Here is a 12,596-nt window from a genome sequence, read left to right on the forward strand (position 1 = left end):
CTACACTTTTGTCCGTTCAGCCGCTGGGTCATACATGGGTTTGAGCGATGCCTCCGCACGGACCCGAGTGCCCGCGACGTCGATCTCGTAGGAGGACGCGAGCACCTGCGCCGCGCTCTCTCCCTCGCAGGGGACATAGCCCATACCGATAGCCCCGCCCAGCGCATGCCCATAGGCACCGGAGCTGAGGAAGCCCACGATCTGCCCATCCCGCAGCACCGGTTCGTTGTGATAGAGCAGCGGCTCGGGGTCGGTGAGGCGGAACTGCACCATGCGGGCCTTGAGCCCTTCGTCCTTTTTGCGCTGCACCGCTTCGCGACCGATGAAGTCCGGCTTGTCGGTCTTGACCGCAAAACCAAGGCCCGCTTCCAGCACGTGGTCCTCCGGCGTGATGTCATGGCCGAAGTGACGGAAACCTTTCTCGATCCGGCAGGTATCCATCATGTGCATGCCGCAGAGCCTGAGGTTCATATCCTCCCCCGCCTCGGCCAGTGTCTCGAAAACATGGCCGCACATGTCGGCGGAGATGTAGACCTCCCAGCCCAGCTCGCCGACGTAACTGACGCGATGGGCGCGGGCCACCGCCATGCCAATCTCGATCTCCTGCGCGGTGCCGAACGGGTTCGCCCGGTTCGAGAAGTCGTTGGGTGAGACCTTTTGCAAAAGCTCCCGGCTGCGCGGGCCCATGACTGCAAGCACCCCTTCGCCCGCCGTGACGTCGGTGATCACCACGCGGTCATCGCCCACGTGCCGCTGCATCCAGGTCTGGTCAGCCAGCCGCGTAGCGGCTGGGGTCACAACCAGATAGGCCGTTTCGGACAGGCGCGTGACAGTTACATCGGCTTCGATCCCGCCCTTGGGGTTGAGAAACTGGGTATAGACGATCTTGCCCACTGGAACCGAGAAATCGCCGCCACCGATGTAGTTCAGAAAAGCCTCGGCATCCGGTCCCTCGACCCGCAGTTTGCCGAAAGACGACATGTCGTACATCCCGACATTCTGCCGTACAGCCATGTGCTCGGCTGCGACATTGTCAAAGAAATTCTGGCGTTTCCAAGAGTATTCATACTCCGGCACCTGCCCCGCATTCGCATACCAGTTCGCCCGCTCCCACCCCGCAAGCTCACCAAAGACCGCGCCGCGCTCCTTGAGATGCTGGTGAAACGGCGTGCGCCGCACGCCACGCGCTGTGGCCTTCTGGCGGTAGGGATAGTGGTCGGCGTAGAGCAGGCCGAGCGTTTCCTTGGACCGCTCCGCCAGATAGGTCTTGTTGCCCTGAAAGGGCTGCATGCGGGAAATATCCACGTCGCCTAGATCGAAGGGCTTCTGTCCGTCCTCCATCCACTGCGCCAGTACCATGCCCGCGCCACCTGCGGACTGGATACCGATGGAGCTGAACCCGGCGGCGACCCAGACGTTGTCCATCTCGGGCGCAAGCCCGAGGTGGTAGGCGTCGTCTGGGGTAAAGCTTTCGGGACCGTTAAAGAACGTATGGATCCCCGCCTCGCCCAGCATGGGCATGCGGTTCACGGCCATTTCCAGGATCGGCTCGAAATGATCGAAATCCTCGGGGAGCTGGTCGAATTCGAAATCCTCGGGGATGCCATTCAGCGCCCAGGGTTTCGCATGGGGCTCGAAGGCCCCAAGCATCATCTTGCCCGCGTCTTCCTTATAGTACGCGCATTCGTCGGGGACGCGCAGGACAGGCAGCTGGCTGAGACCGGCGATGGGTTCGGAGACGATGTAGAAATGCTCGCAGGCTTGTAGTGGGACGTTGACGCCCAGCATCCGGCCCACCTCGTGCCCCCACATGCCGCCGCAGTTCACGACCATCTCGCAGGCGATATGGCCCCGTTCGTTGCCGTTATCCCAATCGACACCGGTGATGCGCCGCCCCTCGCGCGTCACGCCGGTGGCCTTGGTCCTTTCGATCACCTTCGCGCCGCGCTGCCGCGCCCCCTTGGCCATGGCCAGCGCGATGTTCGCCGGATCCCCCTGTCCGTCCTTGTCGAGATAGACCGCCCCGGTCACACCCTCGATATTGAGATGCGGATACTTCTCCTTCACCTCCTTCGGGCTGATCTCTTCCACCTCGACGCCGAAAGCACGGGCCATGGCGGCGAGGCGGTATATCTCCTCACGCCGCTCATCGGTCAGCGCAGCGGTGATGGAGCCCACGCGCTTGAAGCCGGTGGCAACGCCCGTTTCCTCTTCAAGGCTGCCGTAGAGCTCCTGCGAATACTTGGCGAGCTTGGTCATGTTCGCCGTCGCGCGCAGCTGCGCGATTAGGCCCGCAGCATGCCACGTGGTGCCTGAGGTCAGCTGCTTGCGCTCCAGCAGGACGACGTCCTGCCAGCCAAGCTTGGTCAGGTGGTAGGCCACCGAACAGCCGATGACGCCGCCGCCGATGATGACGACGCGCGCGTGAGAGGGGATGTCTGCCATTCCGGAATTCCTTCAGACGATGGTATGTCCCGCCGCGCGCAGGCGGCGGGCGATCTCGGCGATATGGGCGGGGCTGACCTCGCAGCAGCCGCCGACGATGGTGGCGCCCTGTCGGACCCAGCCCATGACGTGTTCGGCATAGGCTTCGGGCGTCATGTCGCGGCGTTTCTGGAGGGAATCGACCGTGGGCTTTTCCTTCAGAAAATCCTCGGTGATCTGCTCGAAAGCGTTGGCGTAGGCCCCGTAAGGCAGGCCGCTGTCTTTCAGCACGTCGAGCGCCGCCGGAATCGCCTCGGGAGCCGAGCAGTTGATCAGCACGGCGCTGGCGGCGGCCTTGGCAAAAGGCAGCGCATCGGCAAGTGGTTCGCCCGAGCGCAGGCGTGTGCCGTCGGTGTCCATGACGGTCAGCGCCAGCCAGATGGGCTTGCCCGCGACCGCAGCGCCACGCAGGACGGCTTCGGCATGGGTAACGGAGGCAACGGTTTCACAGATCAAGAGATCGCAGGAGGGGCCGATCATCGCGGCAATCTCGGCATAGACCGGCGCGGCGGTATCGGCATCGGGATGCAGGTCGGGACGGTAGGAGGCGCGCAGCGGACCGATGGACCCCGCGATGCGCTTTGCCCCACTCACCCTTGCCTCGGCCAAGGCCATGGCATGCAGGTCGCGGAACCGCTCTTCCAGCCCCGTGCCCTCCAGCCGGTCACGGTGAATGGCGTAGGTGTTGGTCGTGGCCACGGTCGCCCCGGCCTCGGTGAAGTCGCGGTGCACATCGGTGACCAGGCCGGGATGATCCAGCATGACCTGCGTGGACCAGAGCGGCGTCGGCCGGTCCCCCGCACGGTGGACAAGCTCTTGACCCATGCCGCCGTCCAGTAGCGTGATCTCGGTCATGCGCGCAGCCGTTCGTTTTCGGGGTCCCACAGCGGCTGGTCAGGCTGCACAGTCGCCTTGCACATCTTGCCAAAGATGTTGATCTCGACCTCGGTGCCCGGCGTGGCCACATCCGTGCGCAGCATTCCCAGCGCCACGGACTTGTTCACGCGGTAGCCCCAGTCGCCTGACGTGGTTTCGCCCACGACCTCCCCGCCGTGCCAGACCGTCGACATGTAGGGCGCGTCCTGATCGCCCGCATCCACGATGAGGGTGACGAAGCGTTTCTTGCTGCCCTGCTGTTTTTCGGAAAGGAGCGCCGCCTTTCCGGGGAAGTACTGCGGCTTGTCGAGCTTCACGAAACGCTCCAGTCCCGCCTCCAGCAGCGAATAGTCTGTCGAGAGATCACCCTTCCATGCACGGTACCCCTTCTCGATCCGCATGGAGTTGAGCGCCCACATGCCAAAGGGCTTGGCCCCTGCACCGGTTACGGCATCGTAGAGCGCGGGAATGTGCGTGTTTGCGGCATGGATTTCCCAGCCCAACTCCCCGGCAAAGGACACCCGGGCCAGCGCGCAACCGATGCCTGCGACCTTGGCTTGCTGGATTGTCAGCCAAGGGGCAGCGAGGTCCGCTTCGGTTCCCAGTTCCTCGAAGAGGGCGCGGGATTTGGGGCCGGTGACGATCAGTGTCGAATACTCCGTCGTATGATCTGACAGGCTTAGCCCCTCGGGCAAATGCCGCGCCAGCACGTCCCAGTCGTGCCATTGCGCGGTGGCTGCGGTGATCAGGGTGAAGTGATCGTCACCGTGCCGCAGGATCGACATCTCGGTCAGGATGCGGCCCCGGCTGTCGGGGAAATAGGCAAGGTTCATGCGGCCCACCTTGGGCAGCGCCCCGGCGATGCGGCTCTGTAGCCACCCAGCGGCACCCTCGCCGCTCAGGTTGAAGCGCGAGAACCCCGGCAGGTCCAGCACACCGACGCCATCGCGCACCGCCTCGACCTCTTCCTTGATGCGCTGCGCCCATGGGCCGTTGCGGTCCCAGGTCTGGGTCGCTTCCTCGGAGATATCGTCGCCAGCTTTCGCAAACCAGTTCGCGCGTTCCCAGCCGTTGTAAGCCCCCATCTGGCCACCTGCCGCGATGATCTTGTCATGGACCGGCGACAGCTTCTTGTCGCGCCCCGCAGGCCAGGCGTGATGCGGGAAGTGCATGGCGTATTCGTGGCCGTAAGTCTCCAGCGCCTTGGCGAGGCAATGGTCGTGATCGGTGTAGTCGGTATAGCGGCGCGGATCGCAGGCCCACATGTCCATCTCGGTCTCGCCGTGCATGATCCATTCAGACAGCACCTTGCCCGCGCCTCCGCCCTGGGCGATGCCGAAGGTAAAGCAATGACCTTCAAAGGCATTGCGCACGCCGGGCATGGGGCCGAGCAACGGCAGGCCGTCAGGCGCATAGGGAATGGGCCCGTTGATGTTGCGGCCAATCCCTGCGCTGCCAAGGATCGGCACCCGCGCCATCGCATCCTCCATCTGGTACTCCAGCCGCTCAAGATCATCGGGATAAAGCTGAAAGCTGAAGTCCTCGGGCATCGGATCGTCGGGTGTAACCCAATGGGCCTTGCAGTTGCGCTCGTAGGGGCCGAGGTTCAGGCCATACTTGTCCTGCCGCAGGTAGTAGGAGACATCCACATCCCGCAAAAGCGGCACCTTGTGACCCTTCTCCTTGGTCCAGGCTTCCAACTCGGCGATCGGCTCGGTCAGGAAATACTGGTGGGACATGACGACCATCGGCACGGTCCGGCCACCGAAGGGTTTGAACCATTCTCCCACGCGTTGCGCGTAATAGCCCGCGCAGTTCGCGACGTAGTCGCAGCGAATATCCCCCTTGTCGGTCTTCACGATCCATTCGTCGCCGTCCCGGTCGATGCCTGTTGCCGGGCAGAAGCGTTCGATCCGCGCGCCTAAATCGCGCGCGCCCTTGGCCATGGCCTGCGTCAGCTGCGCAGGGTCAATGTCCCCGTCGAGGGGGTCCCATAGGCCGCCCTTCAGCTCATGGGTTTCCATGAAGGGGTGGCGTTCCTTCAGCTCTTCCGGCGTGCAGACCGCCATGTCGAGGCCTTGATACTGGCCCATGGAGGCAACGCGCTCGAACTCCATCATCCGTTCCTTGGAATGGGCCAGCCGGATGGAGCCGGTGACGTGGTAGTTCATCGGATAATCCACGTCTTCACCGAGCGTGCGGTACATGGCCGCCGAATAGCGCTGCATGTTCATCACGGCCCAGGAACCCGCGAAATTGGGCACGTTACCCGCCGCATGCCAGGTGGAGCCTGCCGTCAATTCGTTCTTCTCGAGCAGCACGCAATCGGTCCAACCTGCCTTGGCCAGATGGTAAAGCGTCGAGGTGCCGACGACACCGCCGCCGATGATGACCACGCGGGCCGTTGTGGGGAAATCCGCCATGTTTGTTCTCCCTAGTTTTCGCGCTGCGGCAGGCCGTCAGCGATGTCGTAGTAGTCGCCCTTGAAGGCGGTGAAGATGTGCTTTTGCAGCCGCAGGCCGGTCGGCCCGTCGAGAACACCAAGCGAAAAGCTCATCTTTTCCTCATCATTGTGTTTCCAGAACAAAAAGCAGCCGCAGGTGGGACAAAAGCCGCGTTTCGCGCTACCGCTTGCGGCGTACCACCGTACCTCTCCGCTGATGGAGAAGTCCTGCACCCGGCCTTCGGCAGAGGCCCAGTGATGACCCGACTGCTTGCGGCACTGTCCGCAGTGGCAGGCCGAACTGCCCGGAAGCGGTTCGACGGTAAAGGCGACGCCCTTGCAGTTGCAGCTTCCCTTGAGCATCTCAGGCCCTCCCCGGGGTTGCGGCGCTGCCGAGAAGCACGCCGTAGATCACGAAACAGAAGGCCATCAGCCTGCGGAACCAGACGTTGAAGACCGCTCCCAGTGCCGCGCGGCCGATGCCTGCGCCAAGTGCCGTGAAGGTGGTATAGCTAAGCGCGGTGATGGTCAGCGCGGTTGGGACGATGACCCCCATTTGCTGCCAGATCGGCACGTCGGGTTGCACGAATTGCGAAAAGGCGGCGAGGTAGCCCGCGACCGACTTGGGGTTGATCGTGGCGATGGCGAGCGCATGGAGATAGACATGGCGCGCCGGCCGCGCCTCCACCTTCGGCGGGGTGCGCGCCATGATCCAGCCCCGGATGCCGAGATAGATCAGGAAGCCTACCCCGATGTACTTGGCAACCGCGAAGGCGGTCTCGGATGTCGCGATCAGCGCGGTGACGCCGAAGGCCGAAAGGATCAGGAACAGCGTCGCCTGCGTGAGGATCGCCAGCACTCCGACGAGCGCGCGGCGAAAGCCCAGCGTCATGCCGTTGGTGATGCAGTTCACGGCATTCGGCCCCGGCGTGGTGACGAAGACCACCCAGAACAGCGCGAATATGATCCACCCCTCGAAGCTCATCAGTAGACCGGCGGCGCGATGACCCAGATCGCCACGGCGGGCGTGTCATGGGGATTGGACCAGCGAAAAGGTTCGCCCCGGATGCGAAAGCTGTCGCCGGGATCGAGATGGTGCGTGGTGCCCGCGATCTCGATGTCGAGGCGACCTTCGACAATATAGCCGACCTCCTGCGTGGGGCGGATGACGGTATCGGTGATCCTGCTGTGGGGCTGGAAGGTGGAATGGACCATCTCGAAATCATCTGTCAGGTCCGGGGAAAGCAGTTCCTCGATCAACCCTGCCACATGGCTGCCGATCGTCCGTCGCGCGTGGCGGCGCACGACGTAGCCGGCCTCATGCGCCGGTGCGGCCTCGTGCCGGAACAGCATCGAGACCGAGACATCCAGCGCCGCCGCGATGTGGCGCAGGTCGGTGATGGACGGCTCCGAAATATCGCGCTCCACCTGGCTGAGCCATCCGACGGAGCGGCCCAGCCTGTCGCCCAGATCGCTGAGCGTAAGGCCACGGCTCTTGCGCAGGGCGCGCAGGTCCGCACCGAGCGTATCCGGCCCTTCTGGTCTGCTGTGCTGCATCATGGCCACGTGAAAATCTGCCCCTGATTTTCACAGTGCGTGAGTCGCGTGAAAAAATCCAGAATTATTTCACGAAAGCGCGAGAGTGCTTCCCGATTGTCATCAGCCTGTCAGCATCTTCCGAAAGGAAGTATCCGGCTGATCTCTGTCGAGGTCGGGAACGCGATCAGATTGTCCTCGGTGAGGCTGGCCAGCGTCGGCACGTCACGTTCAAGGTCCACGCCCCTTGCAGATGTCGCGAGGGGCTGTTTGCCCCCCGGAGCCCCCCAAGGACTTTTTCTGGCCAGAAAGAGGATCAGAGGCGTTCGATCGCGATCGCCGTACCCTCGCCCCCACCAATACAGATGGCCGCGACACCGCGCTTGAGGTTGCGCTTTTCCAGAGCGTTCAGCAGCGTGACCATGATCCGCGCGCCCGAAGCGCCGATGGGGTGCCCCAGCGCGCAGGCACCGCCGTTGACGTTCACGATGTCGTGGGAGAGACCCATCTCGTGCATGAAGGCCATGGGCACGACGGCAAAAGCCTCGTTCACTTCCCAGAGGTCCACGTCTTCCTTGCTCCAGCCGATCCGATCCAGCAGCTTTTGTGCCGCGGGAACGGGGGCGGTGGTGAAAAGGCCGGGTGCCTGGGCATGGCTGGCATGACCGACGATCCGGGCTCGGATATTGAGTCCCTGCGCCTTGGCCGCTTCCTCCGACGCCAGCACCAGCGCCGCCGCGCCGTCGGAGATGGAGGACGAATTCGCCGCTGTCACCGTGCCGCCCTCGCGGAAGGCGGGTTTGAGTTGCGGGATCTTGTCGGGCCGCGCGGTCGCTGGCTGCTCATCCGCCGAAGCCATTACGCTGCCCTTGCGCGATTTGACCTCAAAAGGTGCGATCTCGCCATCAAAGGCACCGCTTGCCTGAGCCTCCAGCGCCCGCGACAGCGACGCGAGCGCGTATGCGTCCTGCTTTTCGCGGGTGAACTGATAGGTCTCGGCGCAATCCTCGGCGAAGGTGCCCATCAGGCGGCCCTTGTCGTAGGCGTCTTCCAGTCCGTCGAGGAACATGTGGTCGATGACCTGCGTATGCCCCAGGCGCGCGCCGCCGCGCATCTTGGGCAGGATGTAGGGGGCATTGGTCATGCTCTCCATGCCGCCCGCGACCATGACATCCGCATGACCCAGCGCGATCTGGTCAAAACCCATCATCGCGGCCTTCATGCCCGAACCGCACATCTTGTTGAGCGTCGTGGCAGGCACCTCCTCCCCCAAACCGGCGGCAAAGCCCGCCTGCCGCGCGGGGGCCTGCCCCTGGCCGGCTGGGAGGACACAACCCATCAGCACCTCCTGCACTGCAGCGGGCCCCGCATCGTCGAGTGCTGCACGAATCGCCGCCCCACCGAGCGCCGCTGCCGTCACACCATCGAAGATGCCTTGAAATCCGCCCATTGGGGTCCGTGCCGCCCCGGCAATCACCACGTTCCGCATATCCGGTCCTTTCCCTGGTTCGCTTAGGGGTTGGTAAGCATTTTGCCCTATGCCCGGGCAACCCGGGCTATCGGAGACTGTTTATGGAAATGTCGGTCAGAACAGAAGGGGATATCTGCATCGTCAGCGTCGGGGAGCCACGCATCGATGCCCCTGCCGCGGTCGAATTCAAGGAAACCATGCGCCGCCTGACACAGGCGGCCCCGCCGCGCGTTCTGCTCGACCTGTCGGAGGTGACCTTTATCGATTCCAGCGGTCTGGGCGCCATCGTCGGGGCCATGAAACAGCTTGCGCCAGCGCACAGCCTGGAACTGGCCTGCCTGACGCCGAACGTGGAAAGGGTGTTTCGCCTCACCCGCCTCGACAGCGTGTTTCGCATTTTCGCCAGTCCGGAAGACGCATTGAATGCCGAGAGTGCCTGATCGGCCGGGCATCGGGACCGTGTTACCAAACCTTCCGACTGAGGAGGGGCCCTCGTTCTCGATCTGCATGGACGCCGGATCAAAGGGGGTGCGCGGGGCACTTGAGACCCTCTGCGAAACGCTCAGGACGTTCGAGATCGACGAGGAAGCGACCGGCACGGTCGGGCTTGTCGTGGCGGAAGTGCTCAACAACATCGTCGAACATGCCTACGGCGCATTGGCGACCATTGCACCGGTCGATATCACGGGGCGGTTGACCGCGAATGGACTGTGCCTGCGGATCACCGACAGGGGGCGTCCGATGCCCGGTGGGAAATTGCCGCCGGGTTGCATTCCGGCGCTCGACGTTGAAGTCCCCAACCTGCCCGAAGGCGGCTTTGGCTGGTTCCTGATCCGCGATCTTGCGCGGGACCTCGTCTATCAGAGGGTCGGAGAAGAGAACCGGCTGAGCCTGTGCATCACGCTTGGCAGCCCCTCGGCCAGACAGAAGATCCGGGGCTGACCGGCGGGATCTCCCCGATCGGATTCAACCGGGATTCACCCTGCCGCATTTTTGCCGTGAAATATCCCACAATGACCGCCGTCCGATCACATTTGCGCCTTTGTCGCGCAGCATAAAAATTCTTGTAGCTGCATATGGCTTCCGTCGGCACCGCGCTTAATAGCCCCCACCCAGTGCGCGGTGTCGACGACTTACTCTGACGCGGACGGACCGCGCGCTGGTAGCGCGAGCCTGGTCCGCCAGTTGCGCATGTGCGGACTTTTCAATTCAGCTGAAAATGAAGCGGGTACGCCCCGTCGGTGAAAGGACCGAAAAGGTCGGCGATATCGGGATGCCCCACGGGTTCACCGGAATAGTCCGCCACCAGATTCTGCTCTGACACGTAGGCCACATAGTAACTCTGGTCGTTCTCGGCGAGCAAATGATAGTAAGGCTGTTCTTTCGCCGGACGGCTGTCCTCGGGGATGGATTGATACCATTCCTCGGTATTGGCGAATTCCGGATCGACGTCGAAAATCACACCGCGAAACGGATGTTTCTTGTGCCTTACGACCTGGCCGAGATGATATTTCGCACGCGTCCGTAGCATTTCGTTGCAGCCCCTACATTTCGTTAGTACCCGGTTCAAGGGGGTTTTGTCCAATCGCCCGGCAACAATTGAAGGAAACACTCTGTTGACCCTTGTCCTGACAGTACTCGAAATCGTGGCCCCGGTTTTCCTTCTGGCTGCGGTGGGCTTTGCCTGGGTCAAGCTGGGGTTCGAGTATCGCCTGCAGTTCGTCACACGGCTTTCAATGACGCTTGCGGTGCCCTGCCTGATCTTCACCGCGCTGGTGAACACGACGCTCGAACCCTCGGCGCTGACGACGCTGACCCTTGCCAGTCTCGTGGCCTACGGGGCGGTGACGGCGATCGTCCTTCTTCTGGTCCGGCTGAGCAGGCTCAATACCAGCACCTACGCCGCGCCGCTGATCTTCGGCAATACCGGCAACCTTGGCCTTCCGCTCGCGCTTTTTGCGTTCGGTGACCGGGGGTTGGAATACGCAGTGGTGGTCTTTGCGGTGATGGCGCTCTTGTCCTTCACCTACGGCATCTGGCTGGTGGCCGGGGCAGGTTCTCTTACCAAGGCATTGTCAGAGCCGTTGATGTGGGCGACGGTCGCGGGGGCCCTGTTTCTTTGGCAGGGGTGGAAACTGCCTGTCTTCCTCGACAATACGCTGGGCCTGATCGGTCAGATGGCGATTCCGCTGATGCTGATCACGCTTGGGGTGGCGGTTGCGCGCCTGTCGCCGGGAGGCATCGGACGTGCGACGCTGTTGTCGCTGGTCAAGCTGGCGGTCTGTGTCGCCTGCGCCTGGGTCGCGGCGGATTGGTTCGCGCTCGACAAGGCTGCCTTCGGCATCCTTGTGCTGCAGGTGGCGACGCCCGTGGCCGTCACGTCCTACATGCTGGCCGAGAAATACGGGGCGGACGCGCAATCGGTCGCGGGGTTGGTCGTGGTCTCGACGGTGATGTCCATCGGCGCGCTGCCACTACTCCTGGCTGTGCTTCTCTGAAAATTGTGATGTGACCTCGGCGCGAAATCGGGTAAAATGGGAAAAAAACATAAGACAAAAAAGCGAGAGGCAGATGAGCAGAACCCTTCGCACCCTGATTATCGTATTGCTGGTGGCGTCCTGCGGCGGCGGCCAATCTTCTGCGCCGCGTAACCTCGACAACGCCTGTTCGATCCTCAAGGAGCGCCCACAGTACCTGCGCGCATTCCGCAAGGTAGAGCGCAAGTGGGGTGTGCCGATGCACGTCATGATGGCCACCATCCACCAGGAGAGCAAATTCGTCTCCGATGCGCGCACCCCGTTCCGCTATGTGCTGGGCGTGATCCCCATGGGTCGCCAATCCAGCGCCTACGGATATTCGCAGGCGCTTGACGGCACGTGGGACGAGTATCGCAAGGCCGAGAACCGTCGCAGCGCGCGGCGCAACCGGATCAACGATGCGACCGACTTCATGGGCTGGTATTTCAACCAGACGCGCGAGCGCAACGGCATCGCCCTGCATGATGCGCGCAACCAGTACCTTGCCTATCACGAAGGACACACTGGCTACGCGCGCGGCAGCTACAACAGTAAGGCCTGGCTGGTCGGTGTGGCGGCCAAGGTCGATGCGCGGTCGGCGATGTACCGCGACCAGATCAGCGCCTGCCGGCTGCGCCGCTGATCATCGGTTGGGCGAAGGTGCCGCCCGGCCGACATCGAACAGCGTGTCTGGCAAATTTCCGCCGCGCTGAAGATCGCCAAGCACAACGGTGGTCTGCGACCCGTTTCCGTCGTTGATCACCCACTGGCGCAATTCGACCGGGTTACCGGTGAACTTGAGCTGGATGTTCCCGTAGTCGGGGTTTTCGGGGTCCTGTGCGGTGACCACCGTCGCGGTCCCATCAAAGCTGTGCCCCGTCACCATGTTGGCCGCGCCCAGATCGACGTTGCGCGCCAGGATGATCGACAGCGGCGTTCGGTTCAGCGGATAGCTTTCGGGCGGCTGGTTCGACTTCTTGTCGTAGATCACGACCGTGTTGCTCCCTGCCACGACCAGCGCGCTTTCGGGCGGATTGTATTCGAACCGGACCTTGCCCGGACGCTTGATGTAGATCGTGCCGGTGCTGATCGAGCCATCGTCATTGATCTGGGTGAACTCGGCCTTCGCGGTCTGCAACGCGTTGAGATAGGCTGAGATGTCGGCCAGCGGCAGCTTTTGCGCGGCGGCCGCCAAAGGCAGTGCAATGGCGAGGGTCAGTCCGAGCAGAACTGAAGGGATGAGGCGCATGGATTGGTCCTGTCTATCTTC

General features: G+C 63.0%; 13 protein-coding genes. 4 read left to right on the forward strand and 9 right to left on the reverse strand.

Annotated elements, in window-relative coordinates; genetic code table 11:
- The 7 genes from AB2B41_RS09815 to AB2B41_RS09845 all read right to left on the reverse strand — a co-directional run bounded on the left by AB2B41_RS09815 (position 1) and on the right by AB2B41_RS09845 (position 8,828).
- On the reverse strand, positions 1–2,445 hold the full coding sequence (locus AB2B41_RS09815; protein ID WP_367877604.1) for a GcvT family protein: 2,445 nt from the start codon (positions 2,443–2,445) through the stop codon (positions 1–3).
- A gap of 12 nt (positions 2,446–2,457) precedes the next feature.
- On the reverse strand, positions 2,458–3,339 hold the full coding sequence (locus tag AB2B41_RS09820; RefSeq protein ID WP_367877605.1) for a homocysteine S-methyltransferase family protein: 882 nt from the start codon (positions 3,337–3,339) through the stop codon (positions 2,458–2,460).
- Positions 3,336–5,783: a GcvT family protein gene (locus AB2B41_RS09825; RefSeq protein ID WP_367877606.1), complete on the reverse strand. Its 2,448-nt coding sequence runs from the start codon at positions 5,781–5,783 to the stop codon at positions 3,336–3,338. The genes AB2B41_RS09820 and AB2B41_RS09825 overlap by 4 nt, the downstream gene beginning before the upstream one ends.
- An 11-nt stretch (positions 5,784–5,794) precedes the next feature.
- A complete protein-coding gene (locus AB2B41_RS09830) occupies positions 5,795–6,166 on the reverse strand; it encodes a GFA family protein (RefSeq protein ID WP_367877607.1) in 372 nt (123 codons plus the stop codon).
- 1 nt (position 6,167) lies between these two features.
- Positions 6,168–6,788: a LysE family translocator gene (locus AB2B41_RS09835; protein ID WP_367877608.1), complete on the reverse strand. Its 621-nt coding sequence runs from the start codon at positions 6,786–6,788 to the stop codon at positions 6,168–6,170.
- Positions 6,788–7,360, reverse strand: coding sequence for a helix-turn-helix domain-containing protein (locus AB2B41_RS09840; protein WP_367877609.1), 573 nt, complete (start codon positions 7,358–7,360; stop codon positions 6,788–6,790). The genes AB2B41_RS09835 and AB2B41_RS09840 overlap by 1 nt, the downstream gene beginning before the upstream one ends.
- 295 nt (positions 7,361–7,655) lie before the next feature.
- Complete coding sequence (locus AB2B41_RS09845; RefSeq protein WP_367877610.1) at positions 7,656–8,828, reverse strand: thiolase family protein; 1,173 nt, start codon at positions 8,826–8,828, stop codon at positions 7,656–7,658.
- An 83-nt stretch (positions 8,829–8,911) separates the two neighbouring features.
- Between AB2B41_RS09845 and AB2B41_RS09850 the strand changes: the two genes are divergently transcribed.
- Entirely contained in the window at positions 8,912–9,250 is a 339-nt protein-coding gene (locus AB2B41_RS09850; RefSeq protein ID WP_367877611.1) for an STAS domain-containing protein, read from the forward strand.
- Between the two features lie 67 nt (positions 9,251–9,317).
- Positions 9,318–9,752, forward strand: coding sequence for an ATP-binding protein (locus AB2B41_RS09855; RefSeq protein ID WP_367877612.1), 435 nt, complete (start codon positions 9,318–9,320; stop codon positions 9,750–9,752).
- 262 nt (positions 9,753–10,014) lie between these two features.
- Here AB2B41_RS09855 and hspQ read toward each other — a convergent pair whose 3' ends face one another.
- On the reverse strand, positions 10,015–10,341 hold the full coding sequence (gene hspQ / locus AB2B41_RS09860; protein WP_367877613.1) for a heat shock protein HspQ: 327 nt from the start codon (positions 10,339–10,341) through the stop codon (positions 10,015–10,017).
- 85 nt (positions 10,342–10,426) lie between these two features.
- Between hspQ and AB2B41_RS09865 the strand changes: the two genes are divergently transcribed.
- Together AB2B41_RS09865 and AB2B41_RS09870 are read left to right on the forward strand one after the other, a co-directional pair.
- On the forward strand, positions 10,427–11,308 hold the full coding sequence (locus AB2B41_RS09865; protein ID WP_367877614.1) for an AEC family transporter: 882 nt from the start codon (positions 10,427–10,429) through the stop codon (positions 11,306–11,308).
- 73 nt (positions 11,309–11,381) lie between these two features.
- Positions 11,382–11,969, forward strand: a complete 588-nt coding sequence (locus tag AB2B41_RS09870; protein WP_367877615.1) for a transglycosylase SLT domain-containing protein — start codon at positions 11,382–11,384, stop codon at positions 11,967–11,969.
- Here AB2B41_RS09870 and AB2B41_RS09875 read toward each other — a convergent pair whose 3' ends face one another.
- Positions 11,970–12,575 carry a LolA family protein gene (locus AB2B41_RS09875; protein ID WP_367877616.1) on the reverse strand — a complete coding sequence of 202 codons (606 nt, stop codon included), beginning with the start codon at positions 12,573–12,575 and terminating at the stop codon, positions 11,970–11,972.
- Positions 12,576–12,596: the final 21 nt, after the last annotated feature.

Source organism: Sulfitobacter sediminis (assembly GCF_040811725.1).
Lineage (GTDB): Bacteria > Pseudomonadota > Alphaproteobacteria > Rhodobacterales > Rhodobacteraceae > Sulfitobacter > Sulfitobacter sediminis.